The organism is Streptomyces sp. NBC_01750 (genome assembly GCF_035918095.1).
Classification (GTDB): domain Bacteria; phylum Actinomycetota; class Actinomycetes; order Streptomycetales; family Streptomycetaceae; genus Streptomyces.
Genome location: NZ_CP109137.1, coordinates 508,256 through 525,297, shown reverse-complemented (window position 1 = coordinate 525,297; position 17,042 = coordinate 508,256). Strand labels below are relative to the sequence as shown.

Annotated in this window: 14 protein-coding genes; 10 read left to right on the top strand and 4 right to left on the bottom strand. The window is 67.6% G+C overall.

Going from position 1 to position 17,042, the window contains the following annotated elements; translation table 11 throughout:
* Positions 1 to 29: 29 nt before the first annotated feature.
* Together OG966_RS02365 and OG966_RS02360 are read left to right on the top strand one after the other, a co-directional pair.
* On the top strand, positions 30 to 836 hold the full coding sequence (locus OG966_RS02365; protein WP_326655055.1) for a helix-turn-helix domain-containing protein: 807 nt from the start codon (positions 30 to 32) through the stop codon (positions 834 to 836).
* A 131-nt stretch (positions 837 to 967) separates the two neighbouring features.
* On the top strand, positions 968 to 1,858 hold the full coding sequence (locus OG966_RS02360; protein WP_442806800.1) for an RNA polymerase sigma factor SigF: 891 nt from the start codon (positions 968 to 970) through the stop codon (positions 1,856 to 1,858).
* A gap of 262 nt (positions 1,859 to 2,120) precedes the next feature.
* Here the strand turns inward: OG966_RS02360 and OG966_RS02355 are convergent, their stop codons facing one another.
* Complete coding sequence (locus OG966_RS02355) at positions 2,121 to 2,732, bottom strand: GNAT family N-acetyltransferase (RefSeq protein WP_442806656.1); 612 nt, start codon at positions 2,730 to 2,732, stop codon at positions 2,121 to 2,123.
* A 621-nt stretch (positions 2,733 to 3,353) separates the two neighbouring features.
* On the opposite strand from OG966_RS02355, the gene OG966_RS02350 reads away from it, so the two are divergent.
* The 8 genes from OG966_RS02350 (at position 3,354) to OG966_RS02315 (ending at position 13,989) form a co-directional block, all read left to right on the top strand.
* Positions 3,354 to 3,977: an HAD family hydrolase gene (locus tag OG966_RS02350; protein WP_326647626.1), complete on the top strand. Its 624-nt coding sequence runs from the start codon at positions 3,354 to 3,356 to the stop codon at positions 3,975 to 3,977.
* A 237-nt stretch (positions 3,978 to 4,214) separates the two neighbouring features.
* Positions 4,215 to 5,210, top strand: coding sequence for a UDP-glucose 4-epimerase GalE (galE, locus tag OG966_RS02345; protein WP_326647625.1), 996 nt, complete (start codon positions 4,215 to 4,217; stop codon positions 5,208 to 5,210).
* A gap of 1,042 nt (positions 5,211 to 6,252) precedes the next feature.
* Positions 6,253 to 6,723, top strand: coding sequence for a lamin tail domain-containing protein (locus OG966_RS02340; protein WP_326647624.1), 471 nt, complete (start codon positions 6,253 to 6,255; stop codon positions 6,721 to 6,723).
* 181 nt (positions 6,724 to 6,904) lie between these two features.
* Entirely contained in the window at positions 6,905 to 7,453 is a 549-nt protein-coding gene (locus OG966_RS02335; RefSeq protein WP_326647623.1) for a hypothetical protein, read from the top strand.
* Positions 7,454 to 7,978: 525 nt separating this feature from the next.
* Positions 7,979 to 9,487: a class I adenylate-forming enzyme family protein gene (locus OG966_RS02330; RefSeq protein ID WP_326647622.1), complete on the top strand. Its 1,509-nt coding sequence runs from the start codon at positions 7,979 to 7,981 to the stop codon at positions 9,485 to 9,487.
* Between the two features lie 48 nt (positions 9,488 to 9,535).
* Positions 9,536 to 11,305, top strand: a complete 1,770-nt coding sequence (locus OG966_RS02325; protein WP_326647621.1) for a DUF3556 domain-containing protein — start codon at positions 9,536 to 9,538, stop codon at positions 11,303 to 11,305.
* The gene (locus OG966_RS02320; RefSeq protein ID WP_326647620.1) at positions 11,298 to 12,713 is read left to right on the top strand and encodes a phytoene desaturase family protein; all 1,416 of its coding nucleotides are present in this window, start codon (positions 11,298 to 11,300) and stop codon (positions 12,711 to 12,713) included. Before OG966_RS02325 ends, OG966_RS02320 begins: the two co-directional genes overlap by 8 nt.
* 25 nt (positions 12,714 to 12,738) lie before the next feature.
* Complete coding sequence (locus OG966_RS02315; protein WP_326647619.1) at positions 12,739 to 13,989, top strand: PucR family transcriptional regulator; 1,251 nt, start codon at positions 12,739 to 12,741, stop codon at positions 13,987 to 13,989.
* A 92-nt stretch (positions 13,990 to 14,081) separates the two neighbouring features.
* Here the strand turns inward: OG966_RS02315 and OG966_RS02310 are convergent, their stop codons facing one another.
* The 3 genes from OG966_RS02310 to OG966_RS02300 are packed head-to-tail and all read right to left on the bottom strand — an operon-like array spanning position 14,082 to position 17,035.
* Complete coding sequence (locus tag OG966_RS02310) at positions 14,082 to 15,302, bottom strand: acyl-CoA dehydrogenase family protein (protein ID WP_326647618.1); 1,221 nt, start codon at positions 15,300 to 15,302, stop codon at positions 14,082 to 14,084.
* Positions 15,299 to 16,255: a 3-hydroxyacyl-CoA dehydrogenase NAD-binding domain-containing protein gene (locus OG966_RS02305; protein WP_326647617.1), complete on the bottom strand. Its 957-nt coding sequence runs from the start codon at positions 16,253 to 16,255 to the stop codon at positions 15,299 to 15,301. The genes OG966_RS02310 and OG966_RS02305 overlap by 4 nt, the downstream gene beginning before the upstream one ends.
* Before the next feature lie 42 nt (positions 16,256 to 16,297).
* The gene (locus OG966_RS02300) at positions 16,298 to 17,035 is read right to left on the bottom strand and encodes an acetoacetate decarboxylase (RefSeq protein ID WP_326647616.1); all 738 of its coding nucleotides are present in this window, start codon (positions 17,033 to 17,035) and stop codon (positions 16,298 to 16,300) included.
* Positions 17,036 to 17,042 lie beyond the last annotated feature (7 nt).

Here is a 17,042-nt window from a genome sequence, read left to right as displayed (position 1 = left end):
GCGGTGCCCTGCGCGGCTGGCGTGACCGCATGGCCCCCGCGGCGATCGGACTGCCCGTCAGCGAGGTTCGGCGGGCCGCCGGACTGAGGCGTGAGGAGCTGGCCCAGCTCGCCGGTCTGTCGGTGGACTACATCGTCCGCCTGGAACAGGGCCGGGCGACTTCCCCCTCTCCGCAGGTCCTGTCCGCGCTGGCCCGCGCTCTGCGGCTGTCGGCGGCCGAGCGTGAGTACCTCTTCCTCCTCGCGGGCCAGCCGGCTCCCGGCCCCGGACAGCTGTCGGCGCATATCCCACCCGGTGTCCGGCGGCTGCTCGACCAGTTGGATGGCGCACCGCTGAGCGTGCACGACGCCGCCTGGAACCTGATCCTGTGGAACCCGTTGTGGGCCGCCCTGTTCGGGGTCCCGTCGGCGCTGCGCGGACGCGAGCGCAACATTGTGTGGCGCCATTTCACCGGCCTGCCCGGCCGGGTCAGCCACACCCCCGAGCAGCAGGCCCGCTTCGAAGCCGCCGTGGTCGCTGATCTCAGGGCGGCGACCGCCAGCTACCCCGCCGATGCCGCTCTGCGCTCCCTGATCAAGGACCTGCGGGGGGTCAGCACCGACTTCGCGCACCTGTGGGAGACGGGAATCGTGGGCGTCCACGAGTCGGACACCAAGACCATCCACCATCCCGATGTCGGAACGCTTACCCTGGACTGCGACGTACTCATAGCCGCGGGCAGCGATCTGCGCATCGTCACCTACACCGCCGCCCCCGGCAGCGATGCCGCCGACCGGCTCAAGCTCCTCGGCGTCATCGGCACCCAGGCCATGACCGAGGACAACACCCCGGCATAGCAGTCGGCTGAGATCGCCTGTTGTCGAAGTTCTTGGAGGTCAAGGCGCGGTTCCCTGAGAAGAGGGTTGGCTGCGGACTTCGGGGGCAGGCGCCGTTTGTCAGTCAAACGAGCATTGGTGGCGACGTGACGATGTCGATACAGGCACAGGGAACGTCCGTAGCGCTGAAGCAGGCGGCATCGGCGGCGCATGCCGAGCGGCTCGTGGGTGACCTGCCATGGATCGAAGAAGCAGGCAAGGTGGCGCCCAAGGATGCGCGGGTCCTGTCCAAGCTGTTCTTCGACCGGCTCCAGGTCCTCGAGGAAGGCACGCGCGAGCACCAGTACACCCGCAACACCCTCATCGAGATGAACCAGAGCCTGGTCCGCTTCGCTGCGAGCAGGTTCCGCAACCGAGGCAGCGGCGAGATGGAGGACATCATCCAGGTCGGCACGATCGGCCTCATCAAGGCCATCGACCGCTTCGACCTGTCACGCGAAGTCGAGTTCACCTCCTTCGCCATCCCCTGCATCGTCGGCGAGATCAAGCGGTTCTTCCGCGATACCAGTTGGGCCGTCCACGTTCCCCGCCGTCTGCAGGAACTCCGCGTCGAACTGGCCAAGGCGAAAGAGCAGCTGGCAGTAGCCCTGGACCGTCAGCCCACCGTTCACGAGCTGGCCGAGTACCTCGAGCTGAACGACGATGAGGTCATCGAGGGCCTGGTGGCCGCCAACGGCTACATGGCCGGGTCCCTCGACACCCCCAGCAGTGGGAACGCCGACGGATCCGACGGCGGCCTCACCTATGCCGAGAGCCTTGGCGACTGCGACCCCGCCATGGACCTCGTGGAAGACCTCCACGCCCTGGCCCCGCTCCTGGAACGGCTCGACGACCGGGAGCGCCACATTGTCGAGATGCGCTTCGGCCAGGAAATGACCCAGTCTCAGATCGGTGCCGAACTGGGTGTTTCCCAGATGCACGTGTCCCGGCTCCTGACTCGCACTCTGACCAAGCTCCGCACCGGCATGCTCACCGGCAGCTGACCTGAAGCCGAGCCGCGTCGGACCTCACCGCCGGATGGCTCCGGGGGAGACCGCGAACTCTCGCTGGAAGACCCGGTATTGCCGCTTTCCCTTCCTGCCCTCGCCGGTGCTGGAGCGCGGACTCGCGGCGCGCGGTCCACGGAGCGGCCAACTCCTCGACTGGATCACCAAGATGGGGGCGGGAGATGCCGGTAAAGGCAGGATGCCACAAGGCCGCACGGACCCATACGGATAACACACCCCATGAACGCCCGCGTTCCCTTCACGTTCCGAGGGCGCCCGCACCCGGCAATCGCACCATGTAGATGTCGATCGGGTCCTGAACCTCCACAGTGAACCCGTGGCACTCGTACAGCCGCTGGGCGGCGCTGCCCTGCAGGACGTTCAGGCGGACGAGCACGCCGTCGGCATCGGTCCGGTACAGCACTGTTCGCAGGACAGCCGAACCGAGCCCCCGGCCCTGGATACCTCGGGCGAGATAGAAATGCTCCAGCCACTGCCCGTCCTCGGCCGGCCGCAATGTGACGCAGCCCGCGAAGGCGCCATCGGCCAAGATGACCGACGTGTGCTGCGGGGAGAAGGAATCCCGCAGCCGCTGCCGGACCCGATGTTCGTCGAACCGACCCAACCGCTCCAGGTCCGGGCGCATCACCATGGCCCGCAGCTCCGCGATCGTCTCGACATCTGCTAGCTCCGCGGGGCGCATGGCCCATTCCTTGGGCCGGTCCGACTTGAAGTCCTGCACCACCTGGCCCGCCTGTGTCTCGTCCGCCTTGTCACCCTGGATCAGGACGCCGGGGAACCGGCGGCCCGGCAGGCGCACAACTGCGTCGTTCCCACCCTCAGTGAACAGCTCAGCCTCGACACGTTCCATGGAGCCATCCAACTTGACGTCGCTGGCTGACCTCAATGGCAGCAGACAATACTGGCGTTGAGTGGTCGAGAGCAGGCGGGTCTCGTACGGCCAGGTGCACGGCAAGGGACGAACGGCCGAGCTCCTGCGGGGGGTGTCACGGGTCCGAATCCTCAGAACCACGGGCGCTGCAGCCCGGGCGTCAATCGCCGAGGCGGCAGGAGCTCCAGTGTCGGCCGGACCGGGTGATGAGTCCGCCCGTTCCATCCGGCGGCTGATAAGCCACGGAGGAGGCGCTCGACAGGCCGACGCTGCCACCGGTCTCGCGGCTACGCAGACGCTTCCGCATGGACTCGGCTGCATGAAGAAGCTCGAAGTGGAGTTGCCGGCGGACTACAAGGGGATCGTCGACGCTTACGCGCCGATCCAGCTGAACGGGCATCTGCATCTCCGCGGCTGCGACTGTCGACGAGTTCTGACGGCAACTCCCAGACCTGCGGCAGCTCGCGACAGGGCTGCCACAAGCCTCGAAGATCGCTTGACCTTGCCCTGGGGTGAGGGTCGACAGTTTGTGGATAGGTCACGCGAGCGGGGGGAGCGCGTGCTCGATGATGCGACCAGAAACGAAGAGGGGGAACTCGTATGGCCTTGCCCTGCGTCATTCTCGACATTGGTGGCGTGCTGGAGATCACGCCGGAAACGGGATGGGTGCAACGCTGGGAACAGCGGCTCGAGTTGCCGTTGGGCACTGTGCGTGAGCGGCTGCAAGACGTTTGGCAAGCTGGGAGCGTCAGGAGCATCAGCGAACGCGAGGTGCACGCACGCGTCGCTGCTGACCTCCGTCTCGATGCGCCGCAAGTCGAAGCCTTCATGGCTGATCTGTGGACTGAGTATCTGGGAACGCCGAATGAGGAGTTCATCGCCTATGTGCGTGGTCTGCGGCAGCAGTGCAAGCTGGGCATCCTGAGCAACAGCTTTGTCGGCGCCCGGGAGCGGGAGACGGCGTTGTACCACTTCGACGAGCTGGTGGATCAGATCGTCTACTCCCACGAGATCGGGGTCAGCAAGCCCGACCCACAAGCGTTCGAAGTCACGTGCGCCACCTTGGGAGTGCGGCCGGAAGACTGCCTCTTCATCGACGATGTCGCTGTCAACATCGGGGCTTCCCGGGAAGCAGGCATGCAGGGGCACCTGTTCGACGGCAACGCGGAGGCCATCGCATCTATCGCGAGTCATCTGGACGCTGCGCCGTCGTTGTCCGTGTAAGCCTCGCCCGTGATCGGGGCGTGGTCAGCGGCGGCCCCCCGCTGACCACGCCCCGATCACGGCTGGTCAGCCCACTAAGGACTCGTTGGAGGCGATGGCGGCGCTGTTCAACTCCTCGCGTTCGGACAGAGGGTGTTATCAACCTGCGTCTGATGCCACCGCCTGTGCCGAGAGCTCGTCTTGATCATGGATAGGCTCCTGCCAGTAGGCAGACTGACGAACGAAGGGCTGTTTTCAGTGAAGGTTCTGATCGCGGGAGGCGCTGGCTACATCGGCAGCACGATTGCTTCGGTCTGCGCTGACGCGGGAATCGTCCCGGTCATCCTGGACAGCCTGGTCACCGGGCGACGTGAGTTCGCGGCAGGACGCGAGTTCTACGAGGGCGACATTGCGGATGGCCTGTTGATTGACCGCATCTTCACGGAACACCCGGACATCGCCGCGGTCGTCCACTGCGCTGCGCTGATCGTGGTCCCCGACTCAGTTGACGATCCGGTGGGCTACTACCAGGCCAATGTCACCAAGAGCCTGGAGTTCGTGGCTCATCTGCTGCGCAACCGCTGTGAGCGCATGGTCTTCAGTTCCTCCGCGTCCATCTACCGGGCGAATGACGATCTGACGGTGGACGAGGACTCGGCCATCGACCCGCAGAGTCCGTACGCTCGCACTAAAGCGGTGTGCGAGGCGATGTTCGCCGACATCGCGGCCACGCAGCCAATCCGCGTACTGTCCCTGCGCTACTTCAACCCGATCGGTGCCGACCCCAAGATGCGCACCGGCCTCCAGTTGCGGCGCCCCAGCCACGCCCTGGGTAAAATGATCCTTGCCCAGGAAGAGGACGTACCGTTCTCGATCACCGGGACCGACTACCCCACTCGCGACGGATCGGGCATCCGCGACTACATCCACGTCTGGGACCTGGCGGGTGCTCACGTGTCGGCACTGACTCGCTTTGACGCCGTCCTCAGTGGTCAGAGCACCTCGACCGTGATCAATCTGGGCACCGGAACGGGCACCACGGTGCGCGAACTGCTGGACGCCTTCAACAGTGTTACTGAAAGTCCGATCCTGTTCGTCGATGCCGAGCCCCGTCCCGGTGACGTTGTGGGCGCTTATACCCGCAGCGACCGTGCGAGCCAGTTCCTGGACTGGCAACCGCAATACTCAATCGCTGAAGGCATCGGTCATTCCCTGCAATGGGCCAAGCTCCGTAACGAAGTCCTGGCTGGGTAGTGGGTCTTTGCAAGGCCTCGGTGCCAGCGGGCGGAACCGGGGCTCCGGATGTGGCAGTGGTCCCGGCGAAGCTGGGGGCCACCGCGTTGATCGGTAACATCGCGGAGACAGCCAAGGCGATCGACCGTCGTGTCTGAACTGGCGGTGCCTCGGCCTCACTTGTTGGTAGGAGGCTTCTTCGACCAGCTGACCTGCTTGCGGGTAAATCGCCTGGTCGTCAGCATGATGAGTGCCCAGTTCAGGCGGGCTCCGGTTTCTCCGAACACCGAGATGTCGCTATCCGAGGCTCAGTCCCACCACAAGACCACGAACAGTCCTCGCTGAGCGGCCTCCGCATGGAGATTCCTCAGCGCCATGAAATGAGACGTCAGGTAGGCCGAAGGATCACTGCTGAAGTGGTCGCCTGCGAAGGTTTCTCGGCGGTCCGCCGGGATCGCGGGCAGCACGCTGTCCCTGGCCAACGCCCGCTTGGCCCCGGGTATCGGGTTCCGTGCCCGGGGTGCCGTCATCGATCGCGCGGAGTTCAGCGGGGGCGTACCACCTGGACGGGTGAACGCCGTGTCCGCCGGCTGCGTGCGGAGGTTGACGGCCGCGGCGGTGGCGGGTGGGCCGGCGCAGGTCCCGTCGTGCGTCCCCGGTCCTGGCGAGGCCCCTTCTCCGCCCGGCCGCCTGTACGGCACTGCGTCGCGTGTGCGAAGAAACGTGCAGAAGGGCCGTTACCGAAATCCTGTCCGCCGTCCGGATGATGCGCCGGGCGGCGCGACCGGTGGTGCGCCGGAGCACGCAAGGGCTTGCTGTTGATCATTGAACGGATCGGTGTAGCAGTCAGTGAATGTCAGGGCCACGCTCGCCGCACATGCGTGACCGATACAGACGCCTGTTACGGAAATGTCCGTAAACGGTAACGCACACCGATTGGGCTGCCGCCGGCCCCGGCAGCGCCCCAGAGTGTGGGTCCTCGGCCCAGCACGGACCGGGAACCCACACCGCACCACCAGCTCTTATCGGCCGGTGGAGCACCGTCCTTGAGGAGACGTCACCCATGTCCGCATCCCGCACCGCCCGCCGTATCGCCGCCACCGCCCTCGCAGCCGGCGCCGTCCTCTCCGCCGTCGCCCTCCCCGCCTCGGCCCACGACCGCGACCACCACCAGCAGCAGTCCCGGGTCGAGATCAGCGACGTACAGGCCGACAGCCCCGGACGCGACAACGGCACCAACCGGTCCCTCAACGCCGAATGGGTCGAGATCACCAACAACACCCGCCGCGGCGTGGACCTGGACGGCTGGACCCTGCGCGACTCGGACGGCAACCGCTACCGCTTCGACGACGTCCGCCTCGCCGGCCGCGCCACCGTCCGCATCCACACCGGCTTCGGCCGCGACACCCGCACCGACCTCTACCAGGGCCGCCGCGACTACGTGTGGGGCAACCGCTCCGACACCGCAACCCTGCGCGACGCCCGCGGCCACGTCATCGACACCGAGTCCTGGGGCCGCGGCCACCGCCACTGACCCAGCCGGCCAGGGCCGTCCACCCGCCGGCACCGGACGACCCACCCCCTCATGAACCGTGTGCCCCGGGCAGCCTGACCTGCCCGGGGCACACACAACGCCCAGCCGCCGCACCACCCACTGGACTCGACCCGCTCGACGGGGTGCCGGAAAGACTTGACCGTCCACGCACAATAAGGGCGTGGCTGACAACACACTGTGGGTCGGAGCGCTCACCGCAGGCACTGCCGTCGTGGCCAGCTGGGTGACCAGCCGGGGAACTGCGAGGGCCGCTCGAATACAGGCCGAGACCGCTGCGGCCAGTCAACTGACGGACCGTATCCGTGCCGCGCGCCGTATTGCTTACGTGGACGTCATCGAACAGGCGCAGCGCATGGGGGACCTGTACTGGAAGGTCACCGACACCCAGGACGATCCCGATGCGGACAACCGGCTGAGCACTCTCAAGGATCTGCGCATCAGCTTGCGTGATGCGTACGCGATGCTGCGTCACCGGGTATGGGTGGTGGATCTGGAGGGGCCGCAAGAGGTAGCGGCCGCGGCGGAGCGGCTGCGGCGCGCGACATCCGACAACTATCGGGCCCTTGAGGCCATGATCAGCGGCGACGCCGACGCAGGCCGGCGCTTCAACGAGTCCTACGCCCCTTTCTGGCAGGCCGTCCTGGTGTTCGTGAGCACCGCGCGAGAAGCACTGCGGGACACCGCTGCCACGACATCAATCGGTTTGTAGCGGGACGGTGGTGAAGTGCCGTCACCTCGGACCTGAGGGTGGCCGCGGAGGCACCGGCCTGAGGCGTAGGGGGAGGAAACGTCATGTGCTTGAGGGTCGGCGCCGCCGAGTTCCGCCTGCCGACAGGCTCGGGTCGAGCTGCCAGGTGCCGCGGGAGGAGCAGGCTCGTGTCTTCGCCCGGGTAGCAACGTTCGGTACCGCACGTCGGCGCCGTTCGGCACAGAGCGGGCACAGTAGGTGTGAGCGGAGTGCGACCTGCGGAGGGTCTGGCCCATGCACACGATTCGACTGACTCCACCGGACCGCCAGCACCTCGAGGCGACCAGGCGTACTCATCCGGGCACAACCGCCACTTCGCCGGAGCCGCAAGGACAGCGCCGGTCCGGCGTGGTCGAGCGTACCGCGTGGCCTGTGCAGGGCGCACAATCGGCGTCGGAGGAGTCGTCTCCCGCGCCCATGGGCCTGCGACGCTGCACGTTCGTACTGTCTGTCTTCACACGCGGAGGACGACGGTGAGGACCTGAGATGCACTTTGCGGAACTGCCCGATGTGCGGGCAGCGCACAGCCCGAATGCGCCCTGCCTGGCCGACGATGTGGTGGACCTGGACAATGCGGAATTCCTGGCCGAGGTGCGGGCGGCCGCCGCGATTTTGAGGCGACGCGGGATCGGGAGCGGCGATGTGGTGGCGGTGATGCTGGCCAATCGCGTCGAATTCGTGGTCGCGCTCTTCGCGGCCTGGCGGCTGGGCGCGGCGGTGACTCCGGTGAATCCGGCACTGACGGCCAATGAGGCCGAATACCAGTTGGCCGACTCGGCCGCGAAAGTCCTCATCGGCCAGGACGGCGGGCCGGTCGTCACTGTGCCCAGGGTCGACGTGGCCGATCTCCGCGCGACTGCTGATGCCGCGGGCTCCAGCACCGGCGCGGGAGAGTCCGGGGGCGGACCGGGTGCGATACCGCCCGCTGCCACCGATGCACTCGCGCTGCTTATCTACACGAGCGGCACGACCGGAAGGCCCAAGGGCGTCATGCTCTCCCACGCGAACCTCGAGGCGATGTCCACGATGATGGTCGAGGCGTCGCGGGTGGACCAGGACGACCACAGTTTGCTGATCCTCCCCCTCTTCCACGTCAACGGCATCGTTGTCAGCGTGCTGTCGTCGCTGCTCGCGGGGGGCAGAGTCACCATCGCCGGACGTTTCAAGGCCGAGAAGTTCTTCCGGATCGTCGAGGCGGTACGGCCGACCCGTTTCTCGGCCGTCCCCGCGATCTACGCGATGCTGATGGAACTTCCGGAATCGGAGCGGCCCGACACCTCCTCGGTCAGGTTCGCGGCATGCGGGGCCGCGCCGATGCAGGCCGATCTGATCAAACGCTTCGAGGGCCGTTACGGGATCCCGATCGTGGAGGGCTACGGCCTCTCGGAAGGCACGTGCGCTTCGACAGCGAATCCCCTCGAGGGCCTCCGCAAGCCCGGCACCGTGGGCGTTGCCCTGCCGGGCCAGGAGGTTGCCGTCATGGATCCCTCGGGCCGACCGCTGCCACAGGGTCTTACCGGTGAAGTCGTTGTTCGCGGCCCGAATGTGATGCGTGGATACCTCAACCGGCCCGAGGAGACCGCTCGCACGGTCGTTGACGGCTGGCTCCGCACCGGTGATGTCGGACGGTTCGACGAGGACGGCTACCTGGTGCTGGTGGACCGTATCAAAGACCTGATCATCCGCGGTGGGGAGAACATCTACCCCAAGGAGATCGAGTCGCACCTCTACTGCCACCCGGGGGTGTTCGAGGCGGCTGTCGTAGGGCAGTCGCACGAGGTGTTCGGCGAAGTACCGGTGGCCTTCGTCGTGTTGCGTCCCGGAGCGAACGTCACGACCGAGAGCCTTCTTGAGCACTGCCGCGGTTCACTTTCGCGGTTCAAGATCCCCGAGCGGGTCATCGCGGTGGAGACCCTCCCCAAGAACCCCCTCGGCAAGACGGACAAGCCGGCTCTGCGGGCGGAGCTCGTCTCCCACGCGTTCCCGGCCGTCTGAGCCGCTTCCTCCTCCGCTTCGCCCCCGGGCGAGAAATGAAGGTTCGTCATGGGCTTCGTCACGCCGAATCTGGCCGACTTCGATCTGAAGGAATGGCGGTCGCGGCCGTATCTGCAGCGCATTCGTCCACTTGCCCAGCACTGGGCCGAGAACGGCTTCGGCACACCGGGGGCGGTCTACGTCCTCTACCTCCTCAAGATCGTGGGCTATGTGCTCGGCGGTCTCGCCGTCACCGCCGCGACGCCAGGGCTCGGGCCGATCGGTGATGTCGCATCCTGGTGGACCGAGCCGATCGTCTACCAGAAGATCGTGGTCTGGACGCTGTTGTTCGAGGTGCTCGGCTTCGGGTGTGGATCGGGGCCCCTGACGCTGCGCTTCGTGCCGCCGGTCAGTGCCTTTCTGCACTGGCTGCGGCCCGGAACCGTCCGACTGCCTCCGTGGCCGCGCCAGGTCCCCTTGACCCGGGGTACGCGCCGCACGGTGTTCGATGTGGCGCTGTACGCGACTGTCATCACCTCGGCGGTGTGGCTGCTGCTCTCCCCGGCAACCTCCGGGCCGGTGCCCCGCGAGAACGCCGTCGGCCTGATCGAGCCGGTCCGGCTGGTTCCGCTGGCTCTCTCCCTCGCGCTGCTCGGCCTGCGCGACAAGACCGTATTTCTGGCCGCCCGCGGCGAGCAGTACGGGCTGACGCTGCTCGTGTTCTGCTTCCCGTTCACCGACATGATCATCGGGCTCAAGCTCGTCATGGTGGCGCTGTGGTGGGGCGCTGCGACGTCCAAGCTCAACCGACATTTCCCGTTCGTCGTGGCGATCATGATCAGCAACAGCCCGCTGCAGCGCGTCAAGTGGGTCAAGCGCAAGCTCTACCGGGATTACCCGGACGACCTGCGTCCGTCCAAAGTATCCGGTTTCGCCGCCCACACGGGCACCGTCATCGAGTATGTGGTGCCCCTGGTGCTTCTGCTCTCCGACGGCGGCGTCACCACGACCGCCGCGCTGACTCTCATGGTCGTCTTCCACCTCCACATCATGTCGACCTTTCCCATGGGGGTGCCGCTGGAGTGGAACGTCTTCTTCATCTTCTCGGCGCTTTTCCTCTTCGGGCACTATGCGCAGATCGGGGTGTCCTCGCTGGACTCTCCGCTCCTGGCCGCGTTGCTGCTGGTGTGCCTCGTCGCCGTGCCGGTGCTGGGGAACGCCAAGCCGCACCTCGTGTCGTTCCTGCCCGCGATGCGCTACTACGCCGGGAACTGGGCCACCAGCACGTGGTGCTTTCGCAGGGGGACGGAGGAGAAGCTCAACGCGCACATCACCAAGGCCGCCGGTATGGCCAAGGACCAGCTTGTCGCACTCTACGGAGCGGACCTCGCCGAGCTGATGCTGCACAAGGGCATGGCCTGGCGTTCGATGCACACACACGGCCGGGCGCTCAACGGCCTGCTTTCCCGCGCCCTGGACGACACGGAGGCCTACGACCTGCGCGATGGTGAGTATGTGGCGGGCGGCGTGCTGGGCTGGAATTTCGGTGAAGGCCACCTCCACAACGAGCAACTCCTGGACGCTGTACAGGAGCGCTGCGGTTTCGAGGAGGGCGAGCTGCGCGTCATCATGGTTGAATCCCAGCCCCTGCACAGGCAGCGTCAGCATTACCGCATCGTGGATGCGGCAACCGGCCGGATCGAGGAGGGCTATGTGGACGTCAGGGACATGGTCACCCGGCAGCCGTGGCTTGCCGACGACGATGCCTCGATACCCGTCCGCGCCGTCGATGGCAGTGCGCGGCCAGTGGCCGCGCAGGCGGTGACCGCCCATGAGTGACGCGATCGTGGTGGGGGCCGGCCCGAACGGGCTGGCCGCCGCCGTGGCCCTCGCCCGGCAGGGGGTGGCGGTCACCGTTGTGGAGGCCGCCGAGGAGATCGGCGGCGGGGCCAGGACCAGCGAGCTGACCGTGCCCGGCGTGCTGCACGACCACTGTTCCGCCGTGCACCCGATGGCTGTCGCCTCCCCGTATCTGCAGTCTCTCGGCCTGGAGCGATACGGCCTTCAGTGGCTGTGGCCCGAGGTGGATCTCGCCCATCCGCTGGCCTCGGGGCGTGCGGGGGTGATGGTCCGCTCGATCGAGGAGACCGCCGGCTCGCTCGGCGCGGACGGCCCGGCCTGGCGCGGCCTGTTCGGCCCCTTGGCGTCGGGGTTCGACGCGCTGGCCGAGGACCTCTTCAGGCCGATCGCGCATGTGCCCGCGCACCCGGCTCACCTCCTACGGTTCGGCCTGCGGGCGCTGTTGCCCGCTACCGCCATCGCCCGCCGCTGGCGGGGCGAGGCGGCGCGTGCCCTGTTCGCCGGGGTGGCGGCGCACGCCTTTCACCCGCTGACCCGCCCCACCAGCGCTGCTGTGGGACTGATGCTCACCGCTGCCGGGCACCGGTACGGCTGGCCCGTGGTGCGTGGGGGCTCCCGCAACCTCGCCCGGGCACTGGCCGCACTGCTCAAGGAGCACGGCGGCACCATCCAGACCGGGGTGCGGGTGCGTTCCCTCGAAGAGCTGCCCCCGGCGAGTGCGGTTGTGCTCGACGTCGCTCCGGGCGCCGCCGCCGACATCTGCGGGGCTCGCATGCCTTCCCGAGTGGGGCGCGCCTACCGGAAGTGGCGCCACGGCCCGGGGGCGTTCAAGGTCGACCTCGCCGTCGAGGGCGGGGTGCCGTGGAGCAACGAGGAGTGCCGCCGGGCCGGCACCGTGCACCTGGGCGGCACCCTGGAAGAGGTCGTCCACGCCGAGCGGGAGGTCGGCCTGGGCCGCATGCCGCGGCGCCCGTTCGTGCTGCTCTCCCAGCAGTACCTCGCCGACCCCGGCCGCTCGGCCGGAGACGTCCACCCCATCTATGCGTACGCGCATGTGCCGCGCGGCTACACCGGCGACGCAACGCAGGCCGTACTGGACCGGATTGAGCAGTTCGCCCCGGGATTTCGCGAGCGTATCGTCGGCTGCTTCGTCCGCTCGACCGCCGAACTGCCGCTCTACAATGCGAACTACGTCGGGGGCGACATCCTGACCGGTGCCAACACGGCCCTGCAGGTGGCGCTGCGGCCCCGCGTGGCGCTCGACCCGTACAGCACTGGCATTCCCGGTGTCTTCCTGTGTTCGGCGGCCACCCCACCCGGCCCCGGAACCCACGGGATGGGTGGCTTCAACGCCGCTCAGTCCGCCTTGCGTTTTCTCACCCGGTGAGCGCCGGGCAGGAAGGAGCGCCGACGTGAGCACGCCCTCGGACCCGGTCGCGCGGGTGGCGCTCGCCGTACTGTCCCAGCGCGATGAACTCATCGCGACGCTCATCGCCATCATCGAGCGGGAGATCGCGGTCCTCGACCACGACGAGCGGCTGCACAGCCTGCTCGAAGCGAGTGTTACGGAGAATGTCGTCACCTCCCTGCACGTCATGAGCAATGGCATCGACCCGCGAACGGTGGACGCGCCGTCCTCTGCCGTCTCGTACGCCCGCCGGCTCGCACAGCGCGACGTCCCGATGTCGGCACTGCTGCGCGCCTACCGCCTGGGCCAGGCGCGCTCCCTCGACCTCGTTCTGGACAAGGCGATGCAACTGCCGGGCGCGAACACCGCGAGCACGGTCATCTCGCTGGTCGGCATAATCGCGGCGTACGTCGACCGGGTGTCCGAACAGGTGGCCCGCGCCTACGAGGACGAACGCGAGCGCTGGGTGAGCAGCAGAGGCGCGCTGCGCCAGCACTGGGTCGGTCAGCTGTTGCACGCTGCGTCGCCCAACGTCGAACAGGCCGAGGCCGCCCTCGGCTACCGAATGGCAGGGACGCACCTCGCCGTGGAGGGGTGGGTCAACCGCGGGGCCGGACCCGTCGACGCCATGGGCATCCTGGAGCGCCTGAGTTCCCTCCTGCAGCGGGAGTTCCACGCGCGGGGCGAACCTCTGCTCGTGCCGACCGACGAGATGGACGTGCGCATCTGGTTCCCGGTGAAGGCCGCCTGCCCGGCTGTGGACCCCGACGCGGTGGCTATGGCGCTGAGCCGGGCGAAGCTGCCGGTGCGCGTTGCCATCGGCAACGCCCGCCCCGGCCTGGAGGGCTTTCGCCGAAGCGCCCGCAGCGCCTCGCGGGCCAAGGCGGTCGCACTGGCAGCGGGCGACGCCGCGCCCCGCGCGGTCTCCTTCGCCCAGGTGGCGCCCCTGGCATTGCTGGCCGACGAGCCTGACGAGCTGGCGGACTTCGTCGCCGACACCCTCGGCGGCCTGTCGGTGGACGATCCGTGGCGCAATTCCCTGCGCGAGACTCTGCGGGTCTTCCTCGCGACCAACCGCAGCTACGCCGCCACCGCCGAGCAGCTGACGGTGCACCGCAACACGGTTCACTACCGCGTCCAGCAGGCCGTCGAGAAGTACGGGGTTCTTGTGGAGGACAACGCGTTCGAGCTCCAGCTCGCCCTGGCCATCTGTCACTGGCACGGTGCCACCGTGCTGCGCCCGGCTCTCCAGTGAAGCGCTGCGCGCCTGGCATCCCCGGTGGGGTTGCCAGGCGCGTTGGGCCCTGCGGCCTGCTGTGTCCTACCACCGGCGCAGGTGCACGTGGCTCAGACGAAGGCGCTTTCGCCGGTGATCGCCTTGCCGACGATGAGCGTGTTCATTTCGCGGGTCCCCTCGAAGGAGTAGATCGCCTCGGCGTCGGCGAAGAACCGCGCGACGTCGTAGTCCAGCACGATGCCGTTACCGCCGAAGATCTCCCTGCTCCACGACACGACCTCCCGCATCCGTGAGGTCACGAACGCTTTGGCGAGCGCGGAGTGCTCGTCGCGGAAGATACCGGCGTCCTGCAGACGGGCCAGCTGCACGAGCATGCCCCAGCAGGCGGTGATGTTGCCCAGGCTCTTGACCAGGAGATCCTGCACCAACTGGAACCGGGCGATCGGCCGGCCGAACTGCCGCCGTTCCCTGGCGTAATCCAGCGCCAGCTCGTAGGCGCCGATCATCACACCCAGAGCCTGCCACGCCACCCCGCTGCGGGTGGCGCGAAGGATCTCCGCCACATCCCGGAAGGAGTTGATCCGCTGGAGACGGTTGGCCTCGGGCACTTTGACGTCGGTCAGGGTGATCTCCGCGTTCTCCACGATCCGGAACGCGATCTTGTTCTCGATCTTGACGGGGGAGAAGCCGGGGGTGCCCTTTTCCACGACGAATCCTTTGACCTTGCCGTCGTCCTCGTCGCGCGCCCAGACCACGACCAGGTCGGCGAAGGTCGCGTTGCCGATCCACTTCTTGGCGCCGTTGAGGACCCAGTTCTCCCCGTCCCACTTGGCGGTGGTGCGCATTCCGCCGGCCACGTCGGAGCCGCCGAGCGGTTCGGTCATCGCGAAGGCTCCGATCTTGTCCAGTGCGGCCATCGCGGGCAGCCAGCGGTCCCGCTGCTGCTGATCGCCGCCCCGGTAGATGCTGTACATCCCGAGACCGTTGTGCACGCCGAAGAAGGTCGCGGACGAGGCGTCGGTGCGGGTGTACTCCATCGAGAGCATGCCGATCAGGAGGTTGCTCCCGGCGGGCAGCGGGCTCCCGTAACCCTCGTAGGGCACGCCCGCGAGCCCGAGTCCGCGGAACTTGTCCACCAGTTGGTGAGGGAACTCTCCCTTGGCCCAGTACTCGTTGACCAGGGGCTTGACCTCGGTACGCATGAAGGCCCTCGCCTTGAGGAGCAACTTGCGCTCTTCCGGCGGCAGCAGGTCCTCGTAGCTGTAGAAGTCGGCGCTGAGGGCGTCGCCGGAGCATTCCTTCTCGGCGGCCTCGGCAAGCGGGGTGGTCATGACCTGGTCTCCTCAACGTTCCTGGACGCGTTGTCCAGGGCGGACAGCACCGCGAGCTGCTTGCGGTCGCGCTCCTGGGCGAGTTCGGCGTACGAGCGGGAGCCGTAGGTGTTCTCCACGGCTTGGATCAACCGTTCCCTCTGCTCGGGCCCCTGCTCGGGGCGGCCCAGCACGTCCCACATCGTCTGCATCGACACGCCGATGTGCTCGGCCATGTGCCGGTAGCCGCCGGGGCCTCCCCCCAGGTGGGCTCCGAGGAACGGGCCCACCGTCGCCCACCGCAGCCCGAGCGAGTTCACCACCACGGTGTCCAGCTCATCCGGCCCGATGACACCTTGCTCGACCAGGTAGATGGCCTCGCGGCTCAGCGCGTTCTGCAGGCGGTTGCCGACGAAGCCGGGAATCTCCTTGCCTTCCACTACCGGAACCCGGCCGACGAAGCGATAGAAGTCCACCGCCCGGGCCACCGAGTCCGCACCGGTGCGCTCGCCGGGCACCACTTCCACCAGCGGCACCAGGTGCGGCGGGTTGAACGGGTGGCCGATCAGGATGCGCGCGGCGTCCTCGAATCCATCGGTGAACGCCGTGGCGCAGATGGCCGAAGACGAACTCAACAGCAAGGCGTGGGCGGGGGCCTCGCGCACCAGGGTGGTGAACAGCTCGCGTTTGAAGCCGACGTTCTCCGGACCGTTCTCCTGCACGATATCGGCATCCCGTACGGCGTCGGCGACGTCGGATGCCAGATGGACCCGGCCGGCCATGTCCCGTACGTCCAGCCCCTGCTGGGCCAGCTGCGGGGCCGACTCGGCCAGTGCCGTGTCGACCGCCTCGGCGAGGTCGGGACGCGGGTCGCTGACCCGTACGGTCAGGCCGTGGGCGGCGAACAGGGCGGTCCATGACAGGCCGATGGTTCCGGCGCCGACCACCGCCGCGGTGGTGAACGACTCAGTCATCAAAGGTCTTCTCTCTGCATCGTCGGATTGCTGCTCATCGGTTCACCGCGCGAGGTAGTCGTGCACCGGCTTGACCGGAGCGAGCGTGAGGTCGGTGAGGATGTGACTCGCGGAGACGATCTCGCGCACCGGCAGGTCGGCCATCGGGGCGAGCACGTGCGCGAACAGCTGGAGTCGCGCCGGGCCGGTCCAGGCACCCTTCACCACGACGTCGGTGATCTCGGTGCGTACCAGCTGCGCCACCTGCGGCGCGCCGTCGAAGCCGGGAACCATCTTCAGCATGTACGTCGGCACGGTGATCTGCGCCGTCGCCTCGTCCGGGTCCAGGTCGTGGTGCTTGTAGCCCATCGTCGCGGTCGCCACGCGCTGCGTGCCGTAGTCGAGGACGCCGACGAGGGCGCCGTGGTCCACATACAGGGCGGGCGATCCGACCGTCTTCGGGAACGCTCCGGCTTCCCGACCGGAGGCGGTGGCCGGGAAGTTGTCCAGGTACATGGCGTGGAGATACTCGCCCCGCTCGCCCTCATAGCGGACCTCGATGGCCTGACCGGACTCGGTGTAGGGCCCGTACCCGGTGACATCGCCCATCCGCATGATCTCGAAGCGCACCAGCGGATCGTCGATCTCCAGTGGCTCGGGTACCACGGCGCGCAGCGCTTCGGCGTCGGTGCGGTAGACGATGTTGAGGTACTCGCGGTCGGTGAACCGTGGAACGACCGGCGGGTACGCCGGATTCACCAGCGGGGTGGCGATGCGCCGGGATACGTCCTGCTGCTTCATGATCTCG

Excerpts from the sequence above, each read along its gene's own strand:
- OG966_RS02365 (WP_326655055.1), top strand. The coding sequence starts at position 30 with ATGGCCCCCGCGGCGATCGGACTGCCCGTCAGCGAGGTTCGGCGGGCC.
- OG966_RS02360 (WP_442806800.1), top strand. The coding sequence starts at position 968 with ATGTCGATACAGGCACAGGGAACGTCCGTAGCGCTGAAGCAGGCGGCA.
- OG966_RS02355 (WP_442806656.1), bottom strand. The coding sequence starts at position 2,732 with ATGGAACGTGTCGAGGCTGAGCTGTTCACTGAGGGTGGGAACGACGCA.
- OG966_RS02350 (WP_326647626.1), top strand. The coding sequence starts at position 3,354 with ATGGCCTTGCCCTGCGTCATTCTCGACATTGGTGGCGTGCTGGAGATC.
- OG966_RS02340 (WP_326647624.1), top strand. The coding sequence starts at position 6,253 with ATGTCCGCATCCCGCACCGCCCGCCGTATCGCCGCCACCGCCCTCGCA.
- OG966_RS02330 (WP_326647622.1), top strand. The coding sequence starts at position 7,979 with ATGCACTTTGCGGAACTGCCCGATGTGCGGGCAGCGCACAGCCCGAAT.
- OG966_RS02325 (WP_326647621.1), top strand. The coding sequence starts at position 9,536 with ATGGGCTTCGTCACGCCGAATCTGGCCGACTTCGATCTGAAGGAATGG.
- OG966_RS02320 (WP_326647620.1), top strand. The coding sequence starts at position 11,298 with ATGAGTGACGCGATCGTGGTGGGGGCCGGCCCGAACGGGCTGGCCGCC.
- OG966_RS02310 (WP_326647618.1), bottom strand. The coding sequence starts at position 15,302 with ATGACCACCCCGCTTGCCGAGGCCGCCGAGAAGGAATGCTCCGGCGAC.
- OG966_RS02305 (WP_326647617.1), bottom strand. The coding sequence starts at position 16,255 with ATGACTGAGTCGTTCACCACCGCGGCGGTGGTCGGCGCCGGAACCATC.
- OG966_RS02300 (WP_326647616.1), bottom strand. The coding sequence starts at position 17,035 with ATGAAGCAGCAGGACGTATCCCGGCGCATCGCCACCCCGCTGGTGAAT.